This window comes from Streptomyces sp. NBC_00076, assembly GCF_045041235.1.
Lineage (GTDB): Bacteria > Actinomycetota > Actinomycetes > Streptomycetales > Streptomycetaceae > Streptomyces.
On record NZ_CP108242.1, the window covers coordinates 8,148,991 to 8,174,109 of the forward strand.

At 71.4% G+C, this 25,119-nt stretch carries 22 protein-coding genes; 8 read left to right on the forward strand and 14 right to left on the reverse strand.

Annotated features, from left to right (window positions below):
* The first annotated feature begins 5 nt into the window (after window positions 1–5).
* The 5 genes from OHA64_RS36615 to OHA64_RS36635 all read left to right on the forward strand — a co-directional run bounded on the left by OHA64_RS36615 (window position 6) and on the right by OHA64_RS36635 (window position 4,128).
* Window positions 6–716: an FMN-binding protein gene (locus OHA64_RS36615; protein WP_405620619.1), complete on the forward strand. Its 711-nt coding sequence runs from the start codon at window positions 6–8 to the stop codon at window positions 714–716.
* 2 nt (window positions 717–718) lie between these two features.
* Entirely contained in the window at window positions 719–1,477 is a 759-nt protein-coding gene (locus OHA64_RS36620; protein WP_405620621.1) for an FAD:protein FMN transferase, read from the forward strand.
* Between the two features lie 118 nt (window positions 1,478–1,595).
* The gene (locus tag OHA64_RS36625) at window positions 1,596–2,753 is read left to right on the forward strand and encodes an ABC transporter ATP-binding protein (protein ID WP_405620623.1); all 1,158 of its coding nucleotides are present in this window, start codon (window positions 1,596–1,598) and stop codon (window positions 2,751–2,753) included.
* A complete protein-coding gene (locus tag OHA64_RS36630) occupies window positions 2,750–3,463 on the forward strand; it encodes an ABC transporter permease (protein ID WP_405620625.1) in 714 nt (237 codons plus the stop codon). The genes OHA64_RS36625 and OHA64_RS36630 overlap by 4 nt, the downstream gene beginning before the upstream one ends.
* Entirely contained in the window at window positions 3,460–4,128 is a 669-nt protein-coding gene (locus tag OHA64_RS36635) for an ABC transporter permease (protein ID WP_405620627.1), read from the forward strand. Before OHA64_RS36630 ends, OHA64_RS36635 begins: the two co-directional genes overlap by 4 nt.
* A 61-nt stretch (window positions 4,129–4,189) precedes the next feature.
* Here the strand turns inward: OHA64_RS36635 and OHA64_RS36640 are convergent, their stop codons facing one another.
* From OHA64_RS36640 to OHA64_RS36655, 4 genes are read right to left on the reverse strand one after another with little or no spacing between them, the layout of a single operon-like run.
* A complete protein-coding gene (locus tag OHA64_RS36640; RefSeq protein WP_405620629.1) occupies window positions 4,190–4,789 on the reverse strand; it encodes a GTP-binding protein in 600 nt (199 codons plus the stop codon).
* Window positions 4,776–5,222, reverse strand: coding sequence for a DUF742 domain-containing protein (locus OHA64_RS36645; RefSeq protein ID WP_405620631.1), 447 nt, complete (start codon window positions 5,220–5,222; stop codon window positions 4,776–4,778). Before OHA64_RS36645 ends, OHA64_RS36640 begins: the two co-directional genes overlap by 14 nt.
* A 36-nt stretch (window positions 5,223–5,258) precedes the next feature.
* The gene (locus OHA64_RS36650; RefSeq protein WP_405620633.1) at window positions 5,259–5,735 is read right to left on the reverse strand and encodes a roadblock/LC7 domain-containing protein; all 477 of its coding nucleotides are present in this window, start codon (window positions 5,733–5,735) and stop codon (window positions 5,259–5,261) included.
* Window positions 5,732–8,878, reverse strand: coding sequence for an ATP-binding protein (locus OHA64_RS36655; protein ID WP_405620635.1), 3,147 nt, complete (start codon window positions 8,876–8,878; stop codon window positions 5,732–5,734). The genes OHA64_RS36650 and OHA64_RS36655 overlap by 4 nt, the downstream gene beginning before the upstream one ends.
* A 360-nt stretch (window positions 8,879–9,238) precedes the next feature.
* Between OHA64_RS36655 and OHA64_RS36660 the strand changes: the two genes are divergently transcribed.
* Window positions 9,239–10,192, forward strand: a complete 954-nt coding sequence (locus OHA64_RS36660; RefSeq protein WP_405620637.1) for an ABC transporter substrate-binding protein — start codon at window positions 9,239–9,241, stop codon at window positions 10,190–10,192.
* Between the two features lie 86 nt (window positions 10,193–10,278).
* Here the strand turns inward: OHA64_RS36660 and OHA64_RS36665 are convergent, their stop codons facing one another.
* From OHA64_RS36665 to OHA64_RS36690, 6 genes are all read right to left on the reverse strand, one after another.
* Window positions 10,279–11,655, reverse strand: a complete 1,377-nt coding sequence (locus OHA64_RS36665) for a glycoside hydrolase family 43 protein (RefSeq protein WP_405620639.1) — start codon at window positions 11,653–11,655, stop codon at window positions 10,279–10,281.
* A gap of 114 nt (window positions 11,656–11,769) precedes the next feature.
* Window positions 11,770–12,750, reverse strand: a complete 981-nt coding sequence (locus tag OHA64_RS36670; protein ID WP_405620641.1) for an ROK family protein — start codon at window positions 12,748–12,750, stop codon at window positions 11,770–11,772.
* Window positions 12,747–14,414, reverse strand: a complete 1,668-nt coding sequence (locus OHA64_RS36675) for a dipeptide ABC transporter ATP-binding protein (protein ID WP_405620643.1) — start codon at window positions 14,412–14,414, stop codon at window positions 12,747–12,749. The genes OHA64_RS36670 and OHA64_RS36675 overlap by 4 nt, the downstream gene beginning before the upstream one ends.
* Window positions 14,411–15,289, reverse strand: coding sequence for an ABC transporter permease (locus tag OHA64_RS36680; protein WP_405620645.1), 879 nt, complete (start codon window positions 15,287–15,289; stop codon window positions 14,411–14,413). The genes OHA64_RS36675 and OHA64_RS36680 overlap by 4 nt, the downstream gene beginning before the upstream one ends.
* Complete coding sequence (locus OHA64_RS36685) at window positions 15,286–16,245, reverse strand: ABC transporter permease (RefSeq protein ID WP_405620647.1); 960 nt, start codon at window positions 16,243–16,245, stop codon at window positions 15,286–15,288. The genes OHA64_RS36680 and OHA64_RS36685 overlap by 4 nt, the downstream gene beginning before the upstream one ends.
* Before the next feature lie 3 nt (window positions 16,246–16,248).
* Window positions 16,249–18,042, reverse strand: a complete 1,794-nt coding sequence (locus tag OHA64_RS36690) for a peptide ABC transporter substrate-binding protein (protein ID WP_405620649.1) — start codon at window positions 18,040–18,042, stop codon at window positions 16,249–16,251.
* A 175-nt stretch (window positions 18,043–18,217) separates the two neighbouring features.
* Between OHA64_RS36690 and OHA64_RS36695 the strand changes: the two genes are divergently transcribed.
* Window positions 18,218–19,486 carry an ROK family protein gene (locus OHA64_RS36695; protein WP_405620651.1) on the forward strand — a complete coding sequence of 423 codons (1,269 nt, stop codon included), beginning with the start codon at window positions 18,218–18,220 and terminating at the stop codon, window positions 19,484–19,486.
* A gap of 78 nt (window positions 19,487–19,564) precedes the next feature.
* The gene (locus tag OHA64_RS36700; RefSeq protein ID WP_405620653.1) at window positions 19,565–21,067 is read left to right on the forward strand and encodes a M81 family metallopeptidase; all 1,503 of its coding nucleotides are present in this window, start codon (window positions 19,565–19,567) and stop codon (window positions 21,065–21,067) included.
* Here the strand turns inward: OHA64_RS36700 and OHA64_RS36705 are convergent.
* Genes OHA64_RS36705 through OHA64_RS36720 form a run of 4 tightly spaced genes read right to left on the reverse strand, consistent with a single transcriptional unit; the run spans window position 21,048 to window position 25,077 of the window.
* Window positions 21,048–21,659, reverse strand: coding sequence for a GTP-binding protein (locus OHA64_RS36705; RefSeq protein ID WP_405620655.1), 612 nt, complete (start codon window positions 21,657–21,659; stop codon window positions 21,048–21,050). The genes OHA64_RS36700 and OHA64_RS36705 overlap by 20 nt on opposite strands.
* Window positions 21,646–22,005 carry a DUF742 domain-containing protein gene (locus OHA64_RS36710; protein WP_405620657.1) on the reverse strand — a complete coding sequence of 120 codons (360 nt, stop codon included), beginning with the start codon at window positions 22,003–22,005 and terminating at the stop codon, window positions 21,646–21,648. Before OHA64_RS36710 ends, OHA64_RS36705 begins: the two co-directional genes overlap by 14 nt.
* Before the next feature lie 22 nt (window positions 22,006–22,027).
* On the reverse strand, window positions 22,028–22,459 hold the full coding sequence (locus OHA64_RS36715) for a roadblock/LC7 domain-containing protein (RefSeq protein ID WP_405620659.1): 432 nt from the start codon (window positions 22,457–22,459) through the stop codon (window positions 22,028–22,030).
* Between the two features lie 14 nt (window positions 22,460–22,473).
* Complete coding sequence (locus OHA64_RS36720) at window positions 22,474–25,077, reverse strand: nitrate- and nitrite sensing domain-containing protein (protein ID WP_405620661.1); 2,604 nt, start codon at window positions 25,075–25,077, stop codon at window positions 22,474–22,476.
* Between the last annotated feature and the right edge of the window lie 42 nt (window positions 25,078–25,119).

The window sequence follows — 25,119 nt, forward strand, 5'->3', positions numbered from 1 at the left end:
AGTCAGTGAAACGAGCGATACCCATCGTGGTCCTGAGCGTCGCCGGCCTGATCCCGGTCTGGCGCTACGAACCGTCGACCGCCACGTCGGCCGGCACCCAGGTCTCCACGCCGGCTCCCTCTACGTCCTCCTCCGGCGGCTCCTCCTCGCGCGTCGTCACGGGCACGACGGTCGACACGGAGAAGGGTCCCGTCGAGGTCCAGGTGACCTTCGACGGCGAGAAGATCACCGCCGTGAAGCTGCTCCAGCAGCCGAACCACCCGCAGACCACGGCCGCCGTGCCGAAGCTGGTCGCGGAGACGCTTCAGGCCCAGAGCGCGGACATCGACACGGTCTCCGGGGCGACGATCACCACCGAGGGCTACAAGGAGTCCCTCCAGGCCGCGATCGACAAGAACACGGCCGAGGAGTCCGCCGCGCCCTCGGCGTCGGCCTCCGCCCCGGCTGCCTCCGCGAACGAGGTCGTCCCTGGTACGACGGTCGTCACGGAGAAGGGTCCCGTACAGGTCGAGGTGACCTTCGCGGGCGACCGGATCGGCTCGGTGCGCATGCTCCAGCAGCCGAACCACCCGCAGACCACGGCCGCCGTGCCGAAGCTGGTCGCGGCGACGCTTCAGGCCCAGAGCGCGGACATCGACACGGTCTCCGGCGCCACCATCACCAGCGACGGCTACAAGGAGTCCCTCCAGGCCGCGATCGACGCGAAGGGCGCCTGACCGTGCACCGCGTCGAGCACGTCATGGGCTTCCCGGTCTCGCTGCGGATCGACGACGAGGACGTCCCCGAGTCGGCGGCGCACGCGGTCTTCGCGTGGCTGAACGAGGTCGACGTCCGGTTCAGCCCGTTCCGGCCCGACAGCGAGGTGTCCCGGCTGGACCGGGGCGAGCTGTCGGCCCCCGGCGCGGACCTCACCGAGATCCTCGACCTGTGCGAGCACTACCGTCTCGCCACCGGCGGCGCCTTCGACGTACGGCTGCCCGGCCGCGGCCTCGACCCCTGCGCGGTGGTCAAGGGCTGGTCGGTGCAGCGGGCGGCGGAGCTTCTCAGGGCGGCCGGCGCGCGGCGCTTCTGCCTCAACGCCGGCGGTGACGTGGTCGCCGCCGGCGGCCCCTGGCGGGTCGGCGTACGGCACCCCGAACACGCCGACCGGCTGTGCACCGTCCTGGAGCTCACCGACGGCGCGGTCGCCACCTCCGCCCGCTACGAGCGGGGCGACCACATCATCGACGGCCGCACCGGCCGCCCCGCCACCGGGCTGCTCAGCCTCACGGTCCTCGCCCCGACGCTCACCGAGGCCGACTCGGTCGCCACGGCGGCCTTCGCGATGGGCGCCGAGGGCGTCGAGTGGGCGGCCGGGCTCCCCGGTTGCGAGGTGTTCGCGGTGAACGCGGAACGCGGGGTGCTGCGGACACCGGGGTTCCCGACGGTGGCGGAGCAGCTGTCCCACGACGACGGGCGGTGCGGCTCGAGGCCGTGAACGGCCCTGCGAAGCCGTTCGAATGTCTGCAACACAAGACGTCTAGACTCTCCCCCCAACGGACCGCACCTGGCCAAAAGTGGGCAACTTCTGCCAGATCCGAAGGGTATTCGGCGTTTTGATACGGATAGATTCAGTCACCAAGCGGTACCCGGACGGCACGGTGGCGGTCGACCGGCTCTCGTTGGACATACCCGACCGCTCGATCACCGTCCTCGTCGGGCCGTCCGGTTGTGGGAAGACGACCACCCTGCGCATGATCAACCGGATGGTCGAGCCGAGCGAGGGCACCATCCTCCTCGACGGCAAGGACATCACGCAGCAGCCCGTGAACACGCTGCGGCGGTCCATGGGGTACGTCATCCAGAACGCCGGCCTCTTCCAGCACCGCACGATCGTCGACAACATCGCCACCGTGCCCCGCATGCTCGGCTGGGGCAAGGAGAAGGCGCGGTCGCGGGCCCGGGAGCTGATGGAGCGCGTGGGGCTCGACGCCGCGCTCGCCCAGCGGTACCCGTACCAACTGTCGGGCGGACAGCAGCAGCGCGTCGGTGTGGCCCGGGCGCTGGCCGCCGATCCGCCGGTGCTGCTCATGGACGAGCCGTTCTCCGCCGTCGACCCGGTGGTCCGCAAGGGACTGCAGGAGGAACTGCTGCGTATCCAGGGCGAGTTGGGCAAGACCATCGTCTTCGTCACCCATGACATCGACGAGGCCGTCAAGCTCGGCACCATGGTCGCCGTGATGCGCACCGGCGGCAAGCTCGCCCAGTTCGCACCGCCCGCCGAGCTGCTGTCCCACCCCGCGGACGACTTCGTGGAGGACTTCCTCGGCGCGGACCGCGGCATCCGGCGGCTGTCCTTCTTCTCGTCCGCCGGACTGGAGCTGCTGACCGCGCCGATCGTCGCGATCGACTCCACCGCCGAGCAGATCGCCGCCCGCGACACCGCCGGCGCCCCCTACCTCCTCGTGACGGACCTGGAGGGCAAGCCCCTCGGCTGGGGCGAGCCGGACGGGCTGCGGGCCGGGGACATCACACCGGAGCAACTCCTGCCGTACGGACGGCCGTTCGCCGCCGGGACCGAATCGCTGCGGGCCGCGCTCGACTGCGCGGTGCTCTCGCCCACCGGCTGGGCGGTCGCCGTGGACGCCGAGGGCCGGGCCACCGGGGTGGTCTCCCAGCAGACCATCGGCGAGGCGATCCGCGGTGCCCATGCCGAGGGCCGTGAGACCGACAAGGACACCCCGGCCGCCCCGGTCACCAAGGTCGCCCCATGAGCGGCTTCTTCGACATCCCCAGCGACCTCCAGCACAGCTGGCTCGGCCTCATCGGCCTGCATCTGCGCGAGGCCCTGCTGCCGGTCCTGTTCGGCCTGGTGCTGGCGCTGCCGCTGGCCCAGCTGTGCATACGGTTCCGCTGGCTGTACCCGCCGGTGCTGTGGGTGACGACCGTGCTGTACGCCATCCCCTCGCTGGCCTTCTTCGTCGTCCTCATCGACTACACCGGCCAGACCGAACTCACCGTGATGATCCCGCTGGGCGTCTACAGCCTGGTGGTGCTGGTCCCGGCGATCGTGGACGGTGTGCGGTCGGTGCCGCAGGAGACTCTGGCCGCCGCGACCGCCATGGGCTTCGGGCCGGTACGCCGGTACGTGCAGGTGCAGTTGCCGATCGCGGTGCCCGCCATCATCGCGGGGCTGCGGATCGCGGTCGTGTCGAGCGTCTCCCTGGTGAGCGTCGGCACTCTGATCGGCAACCAGGGCGCGCTCGGCAACCTGCTCGCCGACGCGATGTTCTACCACCGCTCCGAACTGGCCGTGAACTCCGTGGTCACCACGGCCGCCCTGGCGATCGTCCTGGACGCCCTGCTGGTGGGGCTGAGGGTGCTGCTCACGCCCTGGATGCCGAGAGCCGCCCGCAGGAAACCGAAGGCGGCCGCGGCCCGGCCCGAACCGGCCACGCTCGCTCTTGAGGACGCGGTCAAATGAACGTACTGAACTTCATCAACGCGTTCTTCAGCGACAGCGCCCGCTGGCACGGCTACGACGGCATCCCCACCAGGCTGGGCGAGCACGTCGGGTACTCGCTCCTGGCGCTCGCCATCGCCGCCGCGATCGGCCTCCCCGTCGGCCTGCTGACCGGGCACACCGGCCGGGGCGGCAACGCGCTCGCGTTCATCGCCACCGCCGCCCGCGCCCTGCCCAGCTTCGGTCTGCTGGTGCTGATGTTCGTCGTCCTCGGCCTGGGACTGCTGCCGGTGATGATCCCGCTGGTCGTCCTCGCCATCCCGCCGATCCTGGTCACCACCTACGAGGCGGTGCGCTCCGTCGACCCGTCCCCGGTGGACGCGGCCCGCGGGATGGGCATGGAGGAGTCCCGCATCCTGTTCCAGGTGGAGCTGCCGGTGGCGCTCCCGCTGATCCTCAGCGGCCTGCGTTCGGCGGCCATCCAGATCGTCTCCACGGCCACCATCGCCGCGTACGTCTCGCTCGGAGGCCTCGGCCGGTACATCGTCGACGGTCTCTACCAGCGCAACTACGAGAAGGTCGTGGGCGGCGCCACCCTGGTCGCCGTGATGGCGCTGGTGACGCTCGGGCTGTTCTGGGCGGTGCACCGGCTCGCGGTGTCGCCGGGCGTGCGGCGCAGCGCCTAGCCGTACGACAGCGGGCCCGGGTGACGCGATCGTCGCCCGGGCCCGTCGCCGTACCGCCGGGTCAGCCCTCGGTGCGGGCCAGTGCCTGTTCCAGGACGACGAGCAGGGCGTCGCGCACCGAACCGCGCTCACGGGCGTCGAACACCACCAGCGGGACACGGTCGTTGACGTCGAGCGCCCAGCGGACCTCCTCCAGGGTGTGCTGGACCTGCCCGTCGAAGGCGTTGACGGCCACCGCGAACGGGATCTGCTGGTGCTCGAAGTAGTCGACGGCCGCGTAGCAGTCGTCGAGACGGCGGGTGTCCACGATGACGAGTCCGCCGACCGCGCCCTCGACGATGTCGTCCCACATGAACCCGAACCGCTCCTGACCGGGAGTGCCGAACAGGTACAGCTTCAGGGTCGGGTCGATGGTGATGCAGCCGAAATCCATCGCGACCGTGGTCGTCGTCTTGCGCGGGGTGTGGCTGAGATCGTCCACGCCGGCCGCCACCTCGGTGATCGCGGCCTCGGTGGTCAGCGGCTCGATCTCGGAGATCGAGCCGACGGCGGTGGTCTTGCCCACGCCGAAACCGCCCGCGATCACCATCTTGACCGGCAGCGGCGGTCTTACGGCCGCCTGCGCGGACGCGGGGAGGGTGGCGGGTTCAGTCGGTGTCACGGAGAACCCCTCGGGAGTCGGGGATGGCACGGAGGCCATCGATAACCCTTCGCAGGACGGATGCGTCGTGGATGACGCCGGAGTCGGGCACGTGCACCGTCAGCTGCCCCGCCGCGCGCAGGTCCTCGGCGAGGACGCGGACCACGTTGAGGTGCAGCCGCAGCCGGGCCGCGATCTCCGCGATGGACTGCGGCCGACGGCAGGCGGCGATGATGTCGTGCTGTTCGAAGGAGAGCTGGTCGAGGATGTCGAGTCCCTCGGCGGTGGCCACCACCTGGGTCTCGACGGGCATCGTCCGGCCGTTGGCGCTGGGAGCCACCCGGCCGGCGGTGACGAGGAACGGCCGTACGGCGGGAACGGGGCCGACCGCCCCCGGACCAGGGGGCGCGGTGCCGTCCTCGTCGGCACTTCTGTGAGTGCGGCCGTCCGCCATGGGTGGTGTCTTTCTCCTCGGCCGGGCGGCGCCCGGTCAGCGCTTCGACGCGGTGCCGACGCTGTTCTTCAGTTCGAGTACGAGCTGGGGGCTGAGCGCGGCACCGGCGCGGTTGGCGAACAGCGTCATCTCGTACGCGATGTTGCCGAGCTTGGCCTCCTTGTCGGTGACCACGCCGAGGACGGCGCCGCTGCCGATCGCGGAGACCAGGACATGACCGCCCTCCAGGTCGATGATGACCTTGTTCAGGCCGCCCAGACCGTAGTTGCCGGAGGCCCCGGCGGCCAGGCTGGTGATGCCGGAGACGATCGCGGCGAGACGCTCGGAGTCGGCGTGCTCACGCAACTCGGACACGGCGATGAGCAGGCCGTCGGAGGAGACGGCGATGGCGTCGACGACGCCTGCCGTCTCGGTGGCGAAGCGATTCAACAGCCAGGTGAAATCGGCTGCGGCGGCCTGCAGTTCGGCGGGCGTGGTGCCTCCCGTCGGAGTGTCACCTGTCGGCGTGCTCACTGCTCCGCTCCTTCCGGGGAGTGGTGGTGCTGGTGCGGGGGGTTGGGTGCGGGGACGCCGGCGCGGGGCGCGGGGGTCGTGGTGGTCGCGGTGTCGTCGGCGGTCGGGTGGCGCGGGATCGCGCCTACGGGTCGTCGGTCGTCGCCGCCCTCGTCCTGGCTGTCGCGGTGGGCGCGCTCCACGGCCGCCTCGAACTCGTCGAGCGCGTCCCGGACGGCCTCCGCGTCGGCGGGGCGCGGTGCGGACCGGCGGGTGGCGTGCTGGTCGGGGTCGGCGCCGAAGGTCGTACGAAGCGTGGCTCCGCGGACGCGTCGGCGCAGCGGACGGGCACCGTCACCGGAGTCAGCCGCGGGCTCGGCCCCGTCGACGCGGGCCGGTACGGACGACACCGGCTCACGGTCCCGTGCCCGGGAGGTGCTGGGCGCGGGGGCGTCGTGGGAGGTGGGGTCGGCCGGAGGGGCAGGGGCGCCGGGGGCGGCCGAGGGGGTGTCGTCAGCGCCGGGGCCGGCCGTCGTGGCGGGTGTATCGGGCGGGGCAGAGTCGGTGTGCTGGGCGTCGGCCCAAGCGGCGGGGCCGTCGGGGGCGGTGGGTGTGCCGGGAGCGGCCGAGGGGGTGTCGTCAGGCGCGAGCCCGGCCGCGGTGGCGGGCGTATCGGTCGGGGCCGAGCCGGTGTGCCGGGCGTCGGCCGACGCGGCGGGGGCGCCGGGAGCGGCCGAGGCGGTGTCGTCAGGGGCGGGGCCGGTCGTCGTGGCGGGCGTGCCGGTCGGGGCCGCGCCGGTGTGCGGGGCTTCGGCCGACGTGGTCTCCGCGGTGGAGGAGGCAGCCGTGCCGTTCGGGGACGTGGCGCGCTGGGGCACCCTGCGGGGGAGCGGGGCGGGCTCGTCGTCGGTCGGGGCGGTTCTTCGGGAGGGGACGGCTGCCGTGCCCGCCGGGGACACCGGCCGCGCGTCGGAGGCGGTGGCCCGCGACTCGGCGACGCCCGGGCGGCCGGCCGAGGTCGGACCGGACCCCGAACCCGAGCCGGAGCCGGACCCCGAGCCGGACCCCGAACCCGAACTCGAACCGCCGGCGGTCTCAGGGGCCACACCCGAACCCGCGCCCACGCTCCTCGCCGAACCGCCGGAGGCAGTCGCCGCCACCATCGGGCTCATCGTCAGCAGCAGGGACGAGGGAATGGTCACCTCCGCGGTGACGCCGCCTCCCGGGGTACGGGACAGGGCCACGTCCACGTCCCAGCGGCGGGCCAGCGCACCCACCACGAACAGGCCGAGCACCTTCGTCGGGACCACGTCGAGGCGTTCGCGGCGGATCAGGCGGGCGTTCTCCTCGGCGATCCGCTCCGCGCTCATGCCGAGACCGTGGTCCGCGATCACCACCAGCGCCCCCTCGGCGCTGTTGCGGACCGTCACCTCCACGGGGCTGCCCGCGGGCGAGAACGACACGGCGTTCTCCACCAGTTCGGCCACCATCAGCGTGAGGTCGCCGATGATGTCGGGCTCCACCATGGCCTCGGACCCGGCGAGCAGCTGGACCCGCTGGAAGCCCTCGATCTGGCCGAGGGCGGCCCGGACGACGTTGGTGAGCGCGAGCGGCCCCGAGTCCAGGACCGTCTCGCGGATGCCGGCGAGCAGCATCAGGCTGTCCGCGTTGCGGCGCAGCCGGACCGCGATGTGGTCGATGCTGTAGAGCCGCTCCAGCAGCGCGGGGTCCGTCTCGCCGCGCTCCACCGCGTCGATCAGGGCCAGCTGCCGCGTGGTCAGGTTGCTGACGCGGCGGCCGACGTTGCCGAACATCTCGGCGACGTTGCGGCGGCTGAGCACCTGGCGCTCCAGCAGCGCGGACGCGGTGGTCTGCACATGGTTGAAGGCGTCGGCGAGGTCGCCGATCTCGTCCTTCGCGGTGACGGGGACCTCGCGCAGCCGGGGCGGCGCGTCGTCCTCGGCGTCGTCGTCGGCCACCCGTGCCAGCTCGCGTCCGGCGACGTCGGCGACCTGCCGTGCGGCATCGGTGAGCGCCTGCACGGGGCGCACCACGGAGCGCCGTACGAGGACCGCGAAGGTGATCCACGCGGCGAAGCCGAACACGGCGAGGCCCAGCAGCAGGCCCGCACGCCAGGCGGCCTCGCTCGAGGCCTCGTCGGCCCGGTCGGCGATCTGGCCGATGAGGGACGCGGTGATCTTCAGGCGGGTCTCGGACTGCAAACGGTAGGCGGGGTAGGAGCCGAGGGTCTCGGTGAAGGCCTCGCGGATCTCCGTGGGTGTTCCCGCCTGCAGGTTGCCGGGGTCGATCTGCAGCTCGGCGTAGTGCCGGCCGATGGTCGCCTGCGAGCTGTTGTGCTCGATCCCGCCCAGCTCGTCCGCCTGGGCCTCGCTCGCGAACCGGGCGAAGCGGTCGCTCTGGTGGGTGTACTCGTTCTCGAAGCCGACCGCGCCGATGAACTCGATCAGGGCGTTGCTGTCACCGGTGCGTGCGGAGAAGACGGCCGTCTCGAAGGCGCTGTGGGCGGCGTCGGCGCGCAGCAGGGAGTCCAGCAGGTTGCCGGTGAAGGTGCCGGCGAGAGCCTCGTTGTGGTCCAGGCCGAGACCGTCGATCAGGCCCTTGGAGGCGTTGGTGTAGGCCGGGTCGACGTTGTCGGCGGGCAGATAGCCCCGCTCGATGGTGTCGCGCAGACTGCTGAGGCCGTTGATCTCCCGAAGGGCCTGCGCTTCGGTGTCCGGCAGTCGGCCCCCGAAGGTGTCGCGCACCTTCTCGACCTGGGCGTCGACCGCGGCCTGCGCCTTGCGGTAGTCGGAGGCGGAGGGACGGGCACCCGCGGGCGCGGCCTCGTGCCGCACGGACAGCAGGATGGCCTGCTGGTGCTCGGTCTCCACCTGGTCCACCAGCTCCGCGACCTCGGAACTGTCCCGCACCAGCTGAGCGGCGGAGTCCGCGTCCCAGGCCTGGCTCACCTGTTCGGCGATGAGATAGGAGAGCAGTACGGCGACCACGGCCAGCGGGACACCGACGAGGACGTTGAGCTTGCGGCGGAACGGCCAGCGGTCGGCGAAACCCCGTAGCCGCCGGGCACCCCGTACGCCGGACGTGTCACCTGGGACCGACGGTGTTGCCGGCTGGGCAGCCGAGCCCACCTCGCTCGTGGACACCAGGCCTCCTTCGTGGGTGTCTTACGGCGCGCGAAGAACTGCACGTGACCGCTTCTGATCAATGCGGGACGGTGTGACAGCACAACACCGATGCGGCCCCCGCACGCCACTGTGACCGGCGACAACTTCCGCGAGACTACAGCCTCTTCGGGGGCCGGATCGCGCGCCCCTACGTCAAGAATCCATCACGACTCCTCCATGGGCTGGCGGGTTCGGTGGTGGTTGTGTTCAAGCTGCATCTGTTGTCGGTCGGCCAATGAAGCCAATTGTTAATAAGGCTGCTCTTGACTGATCAAGAACCGGCTGGATTGGATCAGCGCAAGAGCTTCCGAGCAATCCCCAGAGTCCGGAACGGAAATCGTGACTTCTACCGCCGCACACAGCAGGCCCCTCCGCAGCCGTCCCGGCCTGGCCGCCCTCGCACTCGCCGCCGCCACCGCCCTGCTGGCGGGATGTTCCTCCTCGGACGACACCTCCGACCCGTTGGCCGAGAAGGCGGACGGCGACACGGTCGTCGTCGGTTCCAACAACTTCGCCGAGAGCATCCTGATCGCCGACATCTACGGCGAGGCCCTGAAGGCCAAGGGCATCAAGGTCTCCTACAAGCCGAACATAGGCAGCCGGGAGACCACCTACGGCCTGCTGAAGAACGGCTCCGTCACGGTTCTGCCGGAGTACAACGGCTCGCTGCTCGCCTACCTGGACCCGAAGGCGGAGCAGAAGACGGCCGAGGCCGTGAACGCCACCACGAAGACCAAGCTCGACTCGAAGCTGACGCTGCTCAACTCGGCGCCCGCCGAGGACAAGGACTCCGTCAGCATCAACGCGGCCACCGCGAAGAAGTACAGCCTGACCTCGCAGTCCACGCTCGCGGACCTCAAGGACGTCGCGCCCGAGCTGGCCATCGGCGGTTCGCCGGAGTTCCAGACCCGGCAGCAGGGCCTGCTGGGCCTGCAGTCCGTGTACGGCCTGAAGTTCAAGTCCTTCAAGGCGCTGGACGCGGGTGGTCCGCTGACCCAGGCGGCGCTGACGAAGAACACGGTGCAGGCCGCGGACATCTTCACCACGGACCCGACCATCATCAAGGAGAAGTTCGTCGTCCTCCAGGACCCGAAGAACCTCTTCGGCTTCGCGAACGTGACCCCGCTGGTCTACAAGTCCGGGCTCTCCCAGGAGGGCGTGGCCGCGCTCAACGAGGTCTCGGCCAAGCTGGACACGAAGTCGCTGCTGGACATGGACTCCCAGGTGCAGCTGGAGAGCAAGGACCCGCTCGACGTCGCCAAGGCCTGGCTGAAGTCGGTCGGCCTGAACTGACCTCCGCTTCTGGTAGATGACGGCTGACGGACCGGCGCGGGGCCCTGCGGTACGGGGCACCCGCGCCGTTCCCCGTTCCGAGCCGCTCAGTATCCGACGTGGAACGTGGCGTCCTGCCGTTCCGTACTCGTCGAGATCGGGTCGATCCGCAGGACGTAGTTCGCGTGCCTGATGTAGCGGGTCGGGTTGTTGTACGAGCGGAAGGACGACCAGGAGCCGTCGGCCAGCCCCGCGGTCCGCTGGAAGGTCGCGTCGCCGGCGAAGGTCGACGTGCCGTCGTTCACGTCCAGCCGCAGTTGGTAGTCGTAGTGCCGCAGATAGCGGGTCGGCATGCTGACCGACTGGAAGGACACCCCGGACGAGTCGGCGAGGCCCGGGACGAGCTTCCACTGGGAGTCGGTGTACGGGTCGAAGGGGTACGCGTCGATCCGGCCCACGTAGTTGCTGTGCCGGACGTAACGGTCGGGGAAGTTGTAGGACTTGAGCCGGTTCCAGGCCGGGGCGCCCCACTTCGCGACGAGGTTGTCGTACACGGTCGAGGTGATCGGCTGGATGCCGCAGTGCTTGGAGTTCAGCGGCTGCGTGTAGAGGCGCTGGTCGACCGCCGTCCAGGTGCCGGCCGCGAGGTTGCCGCTCTGCCAGGCGTAGAAGACGCCGTTGGGGGTGTAGGTGTCTCCCCAGAGGTACCAGGTGCCGGACGACAGCGACTTGACCAGGGTCGGGGCCTCGGTGCCGCCGTGTGAGACCGCGGTGCTGAACGGCGTGAAGCTGCCGGGGTTCAGGGTGGTGGACCTGGCGCCGACGAGGGTGCCGTTCCTCTTGAAGTACAGGTAGTTGACGCCGTTCACGCCGACGGCCATGTCGCCGTCGATCACGTCGTAGCCGGGGTCGAAGAAGACCTGCGGGGCCGAGGCCGTGACGAAGTCGGTCGTGTAATTGACCATGATGACGTTGTGGCCGCTGCTGTTGACCGCGGAGTAGATGAGCGCGTACTGGCCGCGGCTCGCGTCCCAGAACGCCTCCGGCGCCCAGCTGTGGGTGTTCATGTCGTGCAGCCTCAGCCGGTGGTAGCCGGTGAAGGTGCGCAGGTCGGTGGAGTTCCAGACATGGACGTACTGACTGACGTAGTTCCAGTCGGTGCCCTTGAGGTCCGTGGCCAGCACGACGAAGGTGCCGTCCTGCTTGCGCAGGACGAACGGGTCGCGCAGCCCGAGCGCCCCTTCGGTGGGTGTGGCCACGGGGTTGTTCTGGTTCAGCGGCATCCACTCCAGACCGTCCCGGCTCACGGCCAGGTGCAGACCGTAGTTGGCCTCCAGCATGGTCGTGGACTCGGTGAAGTACGCCATGACGTACGCCGAGTCGGCCGCGTGGGCGGTGCCCGCGCCGAGGGTGAGGGCACCGGTCGCGGCGAGCGGGATGCTCGCGGCCAGGCCGAGGACGTGTCTGCGGGAGGGGTGGGTCATCGACTCTCCAGGGGGGGCGGGCCTTACGGGCCTTATGGGGGGTAGGCCTTCTGGTCGATATTTCGAATGAGGTTCGGTGAAGCGACCAGAAGCTAGGAGAGTGCGGAGAACACGTCAATCTTTCGGACGACCTTGGCGGAATTCCGTCACTCCGCCGTCCACACCTCCTGCTTCGGCCCCTGGCCCGGCCCCGAGTTCGGCCCGCGCCCGCGCCGCCGCCCCGACCGCCACCGCGTCCCCGTCCAGCAGCGCGGGCAGGACCCGCACCGGGCGCCCGCTGACCGGGGGTTCCGCGGCCAGGGCCCGCCCGATCGACGGCTCGACGAGCGCCCAGGACCGGCTGACGCCCCCGCCGACCACGACGGTCGTGACGTCCAGCAGGCCCGCGGTGACCAGCAGGGCCCGGGCCACGGCCGCACCCGCCGTCTCGTACACGGCGAGCGCGTCCGGATCGCCGCGGCCCGCAGCCTCGGCCACCTCCCGCGCACCGCCCGCCCGCCCGGTGCGCTCCCCGTAGCGCGCGGCGATCGCCCGTCCCGACGCCAGCGTCTCCAGATGCCCCCGGCCGCCGCAGGTGCACGGCAGGTCCCCGAAGCCCGGCACATGCCCGATCTCGCCCGCCGCGCCGTGCGGTCCCTCGTACAGCGCGCCGTCCAGCCACAGCGCCCCGCCCACGCCCGTGCCCAGCGTCAGCCCGAGCACATCCGGCTCGCCCGCGACCGCGCCGGCCGCGGTCTCGCCGCGCAGGAACGCGTTGACGTCGTTGTCGAGGAACGCGGGCACGCCCAACGCCTCCTCGACCGCCACCGTCACCTCGAACCCGGCCCAGCCCCGGAAGGAGTCGCTGGCCACGAGGATCCGGCCGGCCCGCGCGTCCACCACCCCGGCCGCGCCCACGCCGACCCCGAGCAGCCGCGCGCCCGTCCGGCCGAGCAGCAGCCGTACGGCGTCCAGCGCGGCCCCGACCATCGCCGCCCCGCCCACGGACGCCGGGGTCGGTACCTCCACCCGGTCCAGGACGCCCAGGTCCTCCCCGCACAGCGCCACCTGGGTCGTCGTACCGCCGATGTCCACCCCGGCGATCGTGTCCGTCACGCGGTGGCCCCCGTCCGTCCCGCCGCCCGCCGGCCCCGCTGGACGACCGGATCCGGCACCGGCACCGCGGCGATGAGCCGACGCGTGTACTCGGTCTCCGGGCGCGACAGGGTGGTCAGGGTCGGCCCCTCCTCCTCCACGCGGCCCGCCCGCATGACGACGACCCGCCGGGCGAACTCCTGCACCACGGCCAGGTCGTGCGACACGAACAGACAGGCGAACCCGAGCTCGCGCTGCAACTCGGCGATCACCTCCAGGACGGTCCGCTGCACACTCACGTCGAGCGCGCTCGTCGGCTCGTCCGCGACCAGCAGCCGCGGCCGCAGCACCAGCGCCCGCGCGAGACTCACCCGCTGCCGCTGACCGCCCGACAGTTCGCGCGGACCTCGGCCCGCCAACTCCCGGGACAGTCGCACGAGTTCGAGCGCCTCCGCGACCCGCTCCCGCCGCTCGGCCGCCGGCATGCCCCGCCGGTGGGTCCGCAACGGCTCGGCCACGCACTCGGCCACGCTCATCCGCGCGTCCAGCGAGGCCACCGGATCCTGGAGCACCACACCCACGCCGGCCAGCAGGGCCCGGCGCGCCCGTCCCCGGGCCCGGCCCAGGTCGCCGCCGAACAGCGACACCGAACCGGCGGAGGGCGCCACCAGCCCGAGCGCCACCCGCGCCGCTGTCGACTTGCCCGAACCGGACTCGCCCACCAGACCCACGGTCTCGCCGGGCCGGACCGCCAGCGACACCCCGTCGAGAGCCCGCACGGCACCGCGGCCCCGGCCGAAGTCCACGCTCACGTCCCGCAGTTCGACCACCGCGGGCACCGCGGGGGCCTGCTCGGCGGACTCCGCCACAGGCGTGCCCGCACCGCTCACCCTCAGCCGCGGCACCGCGGCCAGCAGTCGCTGGGTGTACTCGTGCGTGGGCCGCAACAGCACCTCCTCCACGGAACCGGTCTCCACCACCTCGCCCCGCAGCATCACGGCCACCCGGTCGGCGAAGTCGGCGACCACGCCCATGTTGTGCGTGACCAGCAGCACGCCGGTGTCCGAGTCGGCCGCCAGTCCCCTGAGCAGATCGAGGATCTCGGCCTGCACGGTGACGTCGAGCGCGGTGGTCGGCTCGTCCGCGACCAGCAGTCCGGGCGAGTTGGCGATCGCCATGGCGATGACGACCCGCTGCCGCTGACCGCCCGACAACTGGAACGGGAACGCCGACGCCCGCCGCTCGGGATCGGGAATGCCGACCCTGCGCAGGAGGTCCACCGCCGCACGGGCGGCCTCCGCGCGCGACACGGGCCGGTGGTTGCGGACGACCTCCGCTATCTGCCGGCCGATCCGGGTCAGCGGGTCCAGCGCGGTGGCCGGCTCCTGGAAGACCATCGACGCGGTACGGCCGCGCAGCCGGGCCAGTTCGGCCTCTCCGGCGCCGACGATCTCCGTACCGTCGACGGTCACCCGCCCCGACGCCCGGGCGTTGCCCGGCAGCAGCCCCATCGCGGCGAGCGCCACCGTCGACTTGCCGGACCCGGACTCGCCGACCAGCGCCAACGTCTCACCCGGCCGGACGTGCAGCGACACACCGCGTACGGCGGGCACGTCGCCCGATTCCGTCGCGAACGTGACCCCGAGGTCCTCGATCCGCAGGATGTTCGTCCTCAAGGTGTTCATGCCCGTCCCCTCACGTCGAAGGCGTCGCGCAGCCCGTCGCCGATCGCGTTGAACGCGCACACGACGAGGATGATCGCGAGGCCCGGTGGAACGATCAGCCACCAGCGCCCGGAGTACGCCGCCGTCAGACCGGCCGACAGCATGCCGCCCCAGTCGGTCGACGGCGGCTGGACGCCGAGGCCCAGATACGACACGTACGCGACCAGCAGGATCGCGTCGGCGACCTGGAAGGTGGCCGCGACGACGATGGTCGACACCGAGTTCGGCAGGATGTGCCGCAGGATCGCCCGGCCGTGGGTGCCGCCGGTCGCGCGCAGCGTCAGCACGTAGTCACGGTTCTTCAGCGTCAGCGTCTCCGCCCGCACCAGCCGGGACGGGACCAGCCAGGACACCAGGCCGAGGATCACGATCAGGCCCGGCACGCCCGGCGTGGTGATCGCGGAGACGACCAGCAGGATGAACAGCGCCGGGATCGCGATCCCGGCGTCCACCACCCGCATCATCACCGCGTCCACCCAGCCGCCCGCGTACCCCGCCACCGCGCCCCACAGGGTGCCGATAACGGTGGCCAGCAGTCCGGCGGCGAGCCCGACCAGCAGCGACACCCTCCCGCCGTACATGAGCCGCCCGAGCTCGTCGTGCCCGACGGCGTCCGTCCCCAGCCAGTGCGCCCCGCCCGGCGCCAGATTGACCTGGGTGAGGTCGGTGTGGGTCTGGTCGGTGGAGTACAGCAGCGGACCGACGAAGCAGAACAACAGGAACAGGACGACCACCGCGAGTCCGGCGACGGCCAGCCTGTTGCGGGCGAACCGGCGCAGGGACAGGCGATGGCCGGCGACCGGTTCGACGGTCGCGGTCTGGAGCACGGCAGTCATGAACGGCCCGCCTTCACTCGGGGATCGACGATCCGCTGGACGACGTCCGCGAGCAGCGTGCCCACCACCGTCGCGACGGAGATGACGAGGACGCAGCCCAGCAGCACCGGATAGTCGGAGGACTGCGCGGCGGACCAGAACAGCAGCCCCATCCCCGGGTAGTTGAAGAGCTGCTCGACCACGAGCGCGCCGCCGAAGAGTACGGGCACGTAGTAGCCGAGCATCGCCACGACCGGGGTGAGGGAGTTGCGCAGGACGTGCCTGAAGAGGATCGCGCGCTGCCGTGAACCTCCGGCCCGCGCGGTGCGGACGTAGTCCTCGGAGAGGTTCTCCAGGGTCGCCGCCCGCATGTACCGGCTGAACACGGCGATCATGGACGCGGCCCCCGTGACCACCGGCAGCACCATCGCCGCCGGGTCCGCGAACACCTGGGCCAGGGTGTCCCCCTGAGGTGCCTGGGAGGGGAACCAGCGCAGGGTCTGGGTGAACAGCAGCACCAGGATCAGGCCCAGGAAGTACACGGGCGTCGAGTACGCGACGAAGCTCAGCGTGGTGATGACGTAGTCGGCCGGCTTGTTGCGGCGCACCGCCTGCCACATGCCGAGCGGGATCGCCAGCAGCAGTCCGACCAGCGCGGACAGCACGGTCAACACCAGGGTTTTCGGAAGCCGTTGCTCGATGAGCCGGGAGACGGCCTCGTTGAGCGTGTACGAGGTGCCGAGGTCACCGTGCACGAGCGTGTTCAGGTAGTAGCCGTACTGGACGGGCAGCGGACGGTCCAGGCCCTGCTCGTGGTTGAACGCGGTGAGCTGCTCGGGCGTCGCCTGCGGGCCGAGGATCCCGCGCGCGGGACCCCCGGGCAGCGCGTGCAGCAGGCAGAAGACCACGATCGTGACGATCAGGATGACCGCCAGCGCCTGGAGGACCCGCCGGGTGAGGTACGCGAGGGTGTCCATGCCTCAGCTGGTCCACTTCCACTGCGCGGGATGGAAGTTGGCGAGCGAGTCCTGGGAGAAACCGCCGAGGCCGTTGCGTACGACCGAGACCTGGTACACGGGCTCCGGCAGCCAGATCACCGGCAGGTCCTTGGCGAGGGCCGCGCTGTACTCCTGGATCGCCTGGTTCGAACTCGACGTCGTGGACGTGGAGATGAGCTTGTCCACCGCCGGGTTGGAGTAGTTGCCGAAGTTCGCGCCGCCCTTGGACTGGAACAGCGAGTCACCGGTCGGGAAGGCGCTGAAGTACCAGCTGCCCGCCGTACCGAAGAACGACAGCTGCCACTTGCAGATCGACTGGCCGGACGTGCACTGCGGGGTCTGTGAGAGCACCGAGTTCACGGGCGCGGTCTTGATGGAGAACTTGATCCCGGTCTTCGCGAACGAGGACTGGATGGCGCTCATCATGTTGTCCGTGACGGTCGACCCGGACTGCGACAGCACCTGCATCGCGAACTTCGTTCCCTTGGCGACCCCGTCACCGCACTGTGCCGCGCCGCTGCCGGGACTCGTGCAGGTCATCACCCCGCCCTGCTCGCTCCAGCCGTGGTCGGTCAGCAGCGTGCGGGCGTCGGCCGTGGAGAACGGGTACGGGTTGCTCTTCTGCACGGGCGACAGGAAGTCCGAGGCCTGGCCCTGCGGAATCGGTCCGTACCCGGGAACCGCCGTCCCGTTGAGGACGACTTTCGCCAGACCGGTCTGGTCGATCGACCGCTGGACCGCCTGCCGGGCGTACAGCTGCTTGAACACCGCGCCCATCGACGGGTTGTTGAAGTTGTACGGCATGTAGGTGATCGCCCAGCCCGACCACGGCTTCACGGTGTAGCCCTGCGCGGTGAAGCTGTCCTTCTGGTCGAGGTCGGTGGCCTCGATGTAGCCGTAGTCGACGCTGCCGGAGCGCAGCGCGTTCTTCTCGGCGTCCGCCGTGGTGAAGGGGAGCAGGTTCACGGTCGGGATGCCCGGCTTCTCGCCGCCGTCGTACTTCTTGTTCGCGGTGAGGACGACCTTGCCGGCGGTCGAGAAGGACTTGACGGCGTAGGGGCCGCTGATGGTCTTCCACAGCGGGTCCGAGGCGTAGCCGGAGATGTTCTTCGCCGCCGAGTTCAGGTACGTCCACACCTGCTTGGCGCCCGCCGCGGTGCGGTCGGCGTCGGACACCTTCGCCGAGGCGTCCGTCCTGTCCCAGGCGTGCTGGGGGAGCGGGTTGATGCTGCTGAGCTCGTTGGCGAGCATCCACTGGGAGTTGTAGGCGCGGTCGAAGGTGATCGTGAAGTGGCGGGCGTCGACGGTCTTGAAGGACGTCCAGTTGTCGGGCGCCTTGCCGGGGTTGTAGCCCGCCCACTGGGCCTTGTTCGCCTTGATGAGGTTGAACCAGAACTCGACGTCCCGTGCGGTGACGGGCTTCCCGTCGCTCCAGTGGCGGTCGCCCAGGGTGATCGTCACGCTTTTTGCGTCGGACGCGAACTCGGCGGCCGTGGCCACCGAACCGGCCTTGTTCCAGGCGATCTTCCCGGTCGAGCCGTCGTAGGCGATGAGCGGCTCCCACAGGGTGTTCGCGATGGAGATGTTGTTGGTGTTCAGGTGGGCCGCGGTGCCGATCGGCAGGATCCAGTTCGGCGTGAAGTTGGCGGGCAGCGCGTAGTCGATGGTGTCGTGCGACGCCGACGACGTGCCGCTGGACCCGGAACACGCGGCCAGCAGCAGCGTGCCCGCGCCGAGGGCGGCGCCGGCGAGGTGTCTCGTGCGGGCAGGGGACATGGCTCTCCTCAGGCAACAGAAGCGGGGGGTGGAGTCAGTGAACGCCCCGTGGGGGCGAAGAAACAGACGCGCCGCTGTAAAAAGCCTGTTACTGCTGTTCTGGAAAAAGCCGGAGAGGCGTCCTACTGGCCTACGCTCAGGGCCTCGACCGCCGAAGACGGAAGTTACTTCGTCCATGCCTGAAAAAAGTCCCCAGCCGAAGATTCCGCAGCCGCAGAGCCCGGAGGCGAAGAGCCCGCAACCGAACAGTCCGGAGCTCAAGAGTCCCTCGCGCCGGAAGAACGGGTCCGGGTTCTCCTCGCTGACCGAGGGCGTCCTGGAACTCCTCGCCTCCGGGCAGGCGACGACCCGCACGGAACTGGCCGTGCTGCTCGGCGCAGCCCCGTCGACCGTCTCGTTCGCGGTGTCCCAACTGCTGGCGCACGGTCTGGTCGCCGAGGAGGGCACGCTGTCCTCCACCGGCGGGCGCCCGCGCAAGGTGCTGCGGCTCGGCGGCAGCGACGGCTACGCCGTGGCGGCCGACCTCGGCGGCAAGCACGCGCACGTGGGAGTCGTGCACCCCGGCGGCGGACTCACCGACCTGTCCACCGTGCCGTTCCCGACCGCCGACGGGCCCGAGGCCGCGCTGCCCGGGCTGGCCGAGACCCTCGAAGGACTCGCCGACCGGCACGGACGCGACCTGCTCCGCGGCGTCGGCCTCTGCCTGCCCGGCCCGGTCGATGTCGAGTCGGGCCTGGTGACCCTGCCCGCCCGGATGCCCGGCTGGAACAGGTTCCCGGTGCGGGACTGGCTGGAGGAGCGGTTCCAGGTACCGGTGGCCATCGAGAACGACGCCAACTGCATGGCGGTCGGCGAACACAGCGTGCGGCCCGTGGAACACCGTCAGTCGATCATGGTGAAGGCGGGCTCCGGCATCGGCGCGGGTGTGATCGCGAACGGGCGGCTCTACCGGGGCGGCACCGGTGCCGCCGGCGAGATCACCCACGCCCGTGTCGAGGCCGCCCAGGACACGCCCTGCTCCTGCGGCAACACCGGCTGCCTGGAGACCGTCGCCTCCGGGGCGGCCCTGGTCCGCATCCTGCGGGAGCGCGGCCGTGACGTGGCGTCCACCGAGGACGTCGTACGGCTCGCCACCGACGCCGACCCCGAGGCGACCCGCGCGGTCCGTGAGGCCGGCCGCTACCTCGGCCGGGTGCTCGCCGCGAACGTCAACTTCTTCAACCCCGACGCGGTGTACCTCGGCGGCATCCTCTCCACGCTGGAGCCGTTCGTCGCCGCCGTCCGCAGCCAGTTGTACGAGGGCTGCCATCCGCTGGTCACCGAGCACCTGGTCATCGAACGGGCCGGCCTCGGCGCCGACGCGGGCCTGGTCGGCGCGGGCCAGTTCGCGCTGCAGCGAGCACTGGCGCAGGCGCTGCACGCGGTCACCGGCCACCAGTCCTGAGAGCCCGCGTCCGATGCCCGGACCGTACCTAGACCCGGACGGTCCTGAGCCCCGGACCGTTCATGCCCCGGAGGAACCATGCCCCTGCCCGTCATCGCGATCGCCGGACTCGGCATCGAGTCCTCGACCTTCTCCCCGGCCCGCACCGAGGCCCCCGCCTTCCACCCGCAGCGTGGCGGGGACGTCCTCACGCGTTACCCCTTCCTCGCCCCCGGGCAGCCCCTGCGCGAGGCCGCCGACTGGCGCGGTGCCCTCGTCGGCAAGGCCCTGCCCGGCGGCACGGTGACGGGACCCGCGTACGCCGAACTGGCCGCCGATCTCCTCAACCGGCTCGCCGAGTTGGGCCCGATCGACGGCCTCTGGTACGACATCCACGGCGCGATGACCGTCGAGGACCTGGACGACGCCGAGGCCGAACTCCTGCACCGCATCCGCGAAGTGGTCGGCCCGGACGTCCTGGTGTCGACCTCCATGGACCTGCACGGCAACGTCTCCCGCGAACTCGTCCACCAGAGCGACCTGATCACCTGTTACCGCATGGCCCCGCACGAGGACGCCATGGAGACCAAGGAGCGGGCCGCCCGCAACCTGGTGGAGCTGCTGGCGAGCGGGGCGCCCCGCCCGGCCAAGGCGTGGGTCCCGGTGCCGGTGCTGCTGGCCGGCGAGCAGACCTCCACCCGGATCGAGCCCGCGAAGAGCGTGTACGTGGCCGTCGAGGAGGTGGAAGCGGCCGACGGCGTGACGGACGCGGCGATCTGGGTCGGGTACGCCTGGGCGGACGAACCGCGCAACCGGGCGGCGGTCGTCGTCACCGGCCCCGACGTGGACGCCGTATCCGCCGGCGCCGAGCGGCTGGCGCACGGCTTCTGGGCGGCGCGGCACGACTTCGTGTTCGTCGCCCCCACCGGCACCCTGGACGAGTGCCTCGACGCGGCTCTGGCTTCCCCCGCCCGCCCGTACTTCATCAGCGACACCGGCGACAACCCGACCGCGGGCGGCGCCGGTGACGTCACCTGGGGCCTTCGACAGGTCCTGGACCGCCCGGAGTTCAAGGACCCGTCCGGCCCCGTCGTCATCTACGCCTCGCTGCCCGGACCGGCGGCCGTCGAGACCGCCGCGCGAGCCGGAGTCGGCGCGAGCGTCACCGTCACCGCGGGCGCCGAGGTCGACGACCGGCACGCGGGCCCGCTCACCCTGACCGGCTTGGTCCACGCGGTCCGCCACGGCGACCGGGACGCGGAGACCGAGGTCGTGCTGCGGGTGGGGAGCGTGTACGTGGTCCTCACCCGGCTGCGCAAGCCGTACCACCACGAACACGACTTCACCGACCTGGAGTTGGACCCCCGGGCGGCCGACGTCGTGCTCGTCAAGATCGGCTACCTGGAGCCGGAGCTGTTCGCCATGGCCGCCGACTGGAAGATGGCGCTCACCCCGGGCGGCGTCGACCAGGAGCTGACCCGCCTCGGCCACCACCGCGTCCGCCGGCCCCTGTTCCCCTTCGACCCGCAGATGCCCGAACCGGACCTCGGCGCCCGGCTGATCGCGCCCTGCGACGAGCCGCTCAGCGGACCGGACGAGTGACCCGCCCGGAACCGTCCTCCTCGTCCGCCTCGGCGATCACCCGGTCCATCAGGGCGATCAGCACATCCCGGGCGGAGGCTCGCTCACGCGCGTCGCACAGCAGTACCGGGACGTGCTCGGGCAGTGCCAGCGCCTCCCGGATCTCCTCGGCCGGGTACGGATGCCGGCCGTGGAAGCCGTTGACGCCGACGACGAACGGGATGCGCCGACGCTCGAAGAAGTCGACCGCGGCGAAACTCGACTCCGGTCTGCGCACGTCGATGAGCACCACCGCGCCCAGCGCGCCCACGGCCAGGTCGTTCCACATGAACCAGAACCGCTGCTGGCCGGGCGTACCGAAGAGATAGAGCACCAGCTCGTCGCTGATGGTGATCCGGCCGAAGTCCAGGGCCACGGTGGTGTGGCGTTTCTCCTCGATGCCGTGGAGGTCGTCGATGCCCAGGCCGGCGGAGGTCAGCGACTCCTCGGTGCGCAGCGGCGCGATCTCGCTGACCGACCCCACCATGGTGGTCTTGCCGACGCCGAAGCCCCCGGCGATCAGGATCTTGACGGTGTCGGGTGCCGCGGGGGTGGCGGCGTCAGAGCCGGTCAAGGCCGTCCCTCACTTTCTGCAGCAGGTCCAGGTGCGGGGCGCGGGGCGAGACGGGATGCGGCGGGCGGGCGGTGATGAGGCCGGCCTCCAGCAGATCGCAGAGCATGATGACGACCACGCTCACCGGCAGGTCCAGCAGGGCCGCCAGCTCCGCCACGGCCACCGGCCGCACGCACCGGCGCAGGATCCGCGTCTGCTCGGGCTGCGGCCGGGGCGCGCGGTCCGGCGGCGGGTCCACCGCCGTCACCGTCGTGATGAGGGTGAAGTCGGCGCGGCTGGGCCGGGTCCGGCCGCCGGTCAGGGCGAAGGGCCGCACCAGCCTGCCCGCCGCGTCGCTGCCGCTCACCTCACTCGTCACTCGTCACCCGTCACTCGCCGGAGGCGGCCGTGGGCCCCACATGGGCCCGCGGCGCCGCGCTGAGGTGCTCGCCGATCTTCTTCACCAGCATGTTCATCTGGTACGCCACCACGCCGACGTCCGCGCCCGGCCCGGTCAGCACGACCAGGTGCGCGCCGGGTCCGGCGGCGGTCAGGATCAGGAAGCTGTTGGCCATCTCGATGAGGGCCTGGCGCACCGGGCCGCCGCGGAAGTCCAGGCTGACCCCCTTGCTGAGGCTCATCAGACCGGAGGCGGTCGCGGCCAGCCGCTCGGCGTCGTCGCGCACGAACCCGGTGGACCTGCTGACGACCAGTCCGTCCTCGGAGAGCACCACGGCGTGGTTCACGTCGGCGACCCGGTCCACGAGACCGGTGAGCAACTGGTCCAGCTGGGTGTCCGTGGCGGGGGTGGGGCGTGTCATGACGGTGTCCTTCATCAGCGGTCGGTCGGGGAGGTCGGGATGACGGCGGTGTCAGCGGAGGGAACGTGCGCGTCGAGGGTGCTCGTCGGGGGCGGGGCCTTCCGGTCGTCCGGTGCGGGTGCGTCCTGGTGCGGCCCGCGACCGTTCTGGTCCGGTGCCGGTGCGTGCTCGTCCTGGGCCGAGCCCTCCTTGTTCTCGTCGTCCTGGGCCGAGCCGTCCTTGTCCTCGTCGTTCTCGCCCGAGCCGACCTTGTCCTCGTCCGACTCGTGCTCGTCCCGGGCCCGGAGTGTTCCCGCCTGGAAGCAGCCGAGCGAGGAGGCGGCGTGCTCCGCGGTGAACTCACCGGCGTCGGCCGCGTCCGCCGCGTCGACCGGGGTGGCATCGTCCCGGAGTTCGTCGACCAGGCTGGTCTGCGGTACGCGGCGCGGCAGCGGGGCGAGCCCGTCGGAGCGGGGGGCGGGAGTGGCGGCGGTGGCGGGAGCGGGGGCGGTCCGCGCGGCGAGCAGGGGCCGGGCGGCACCACGGGGCGCCGCCGGCTCCCGGTCGGTCCCCGCGGCGCTCGCGGGCCCGGAGCCGAGCGCGGCCTCGCGGCCCGTCCCGGCGGGCGCGTCCGCCGTACCCGGCACGTCCGCCGCCTCCGTCGTACCGCTTGCCCGCACGGTGTCCCGTACGTCGGGAGCGTCGGCGTCGGCGGCCTCCGGCACCACGATGTCGTGCGGGATCAGCACGATCGCCGTGGTGCCGCCGTACGGCGAGGGGCGCAGGGTGGCGGAGATGCCGTGCCGCCTGGCGAGCCGGGAGATCACGAACATGCCGAGCCGCAGGTCGTCGGCGAGCGCCACCACGTCGAACTGCGGCGGATCGGCCAACTGGGCGTTGAGTGAGGCGTAGTCCTCCTCCGACATGCCGAGGCCCCTGTCCTCCACCTCGACGGCCAGCCCCTTGGCCACCATCGCGGCTCGCACCCCGACCGGGCTGGGCGCGGGGGAGTACGCGGTCGCGTTGTCGATGAGTTCGGCCAGCAGATGGATCACGTCGGCCACCGCGGGCGGGGCCAGGCACACCTCCTCGTCGGTGTCCACCTCCACCCGCTGGTACTCGGCGACCTCGCCGACCGCGCTGCGCAGGATGTCGATCAGCGCGACCGGTTCGGTCCAGCTGCGTCGCGGCTGCTCGCCGCTGATGATGACGAGGTTCTCCTCGTAGCGGCGCAACTGGCTCGCCGTGGAGTCCAGTTCGTACAGGCCCCTGAGCACGTCGGGGTCCTGGTGCTCGCGCTCCAGCGCGTCGAGTTGGCTGAGCTGGAGGTTGACCAGGTTCTGGCTCTGCCGGGCGATGCCGAGGATCACCTTCTGGAAACCGCGCCGGGTGTCGGCGAGTTCCACGGTGGTCACCACGGCGGTGCGCTGGGCGGAGTTGAACGCCTGTGCCACCTGGCCGAGTTCGTCGGAGCCGTAGTCCAGCGGGGGCGCCGCCAGGTCCACGTCGACCTTCTCGCCCCGCTCCAACCGCCGCACCACGTCGGGCAGTCGCTCCTCGGCCAGACCGAGGGTGGCCTCCCTGAGGCCCCGCAGCCGCAGGGACAGGGAGCGGGTGATCCGCCAGGACATGCCCGCGCACAGCAGCAGCGCGACGAGCCCGCCCGTGCTCAGCGAGGCGGCGGTCAGCAGCAACCCGTCGGCCTTGTCGGCGCTGTGGGTGAGCAGCGCGGCGGTCTGCTGCCGGATCAGGTCGCCGTACTGGTCGGAGACCTTCCTCAGTGCCGCGGTCCACTGCTCGCGCAGGTCGGGCAGGGCGACCCGGCGGGCGCCGTCGGACGCACGGGCCTCCAACACCTGGTCCTCGATGGACTGCAGCGTCTGCCACTGGGGGCTCTGCAGGATGTGCTCGGTCTGCGTCTTGGCGGTGCCGCGCAGCGAGGGCACGATCTGGTCCTGGACGATCCAGCGGCGGGTGCTGACCAACTGGCCGAAGGTGGTCCACGCCTTCTCGTCGAGGTACCCGGACGGCCAGGCGAGGGTGAGCTGTGCGTCCTCCTGGGAGACCAGCTCCGCCCCGTGCTCCAGCGCGACCAGCGGGCCGGCCTGCGAGGTGAGGTCGCCGTCGTCGACCTGGGAGAGCTCCTCGAAGGCGTGGATCTGGTCGTCGATGATCGAGGTGTACTGGCCCAGCGCCTGTTCGGCGGTGATGTCGGTGGGATGGTCCACCTGGCCCCGGTAGTACTCCAGGCTGCCCACGGATCCGACGACCGAGTAGAGGCGGTCCGCTATCCGGGCGGGGGCCTTCTGGATGGCGTCGGACGGGCCGCCGAGTTTCGCGACCGCCTTGTCCGTCTCCTTGCGCGCCTGGTCCAGAGCGGCCCGGGAGCCGGGCTGCCGGGCCAGCCAGGCGGCGGACACTCCGCGTTCCCGCTGCAGCGCCAGCGTGGCCTCGGTTCCCATGGCGCCGGTGGAGCGGCTCAGTTCCGTCTGCGAGCGCAACCGCAGCCCCTCCGAGAACATCTGTGTCGTCGTCACACCCCACAGGGCGGCGAGGGTGACGCTCGGAACCAGTGCCAGGAGGATGAGGGAAAGACGTATGGAGCCGAGGCGGCGACGCGAACCTGTCCGTCCAGACATGGTCTTCCTTGGGCGATCAGCGGGGAGGTGAGCGGGGAGGAG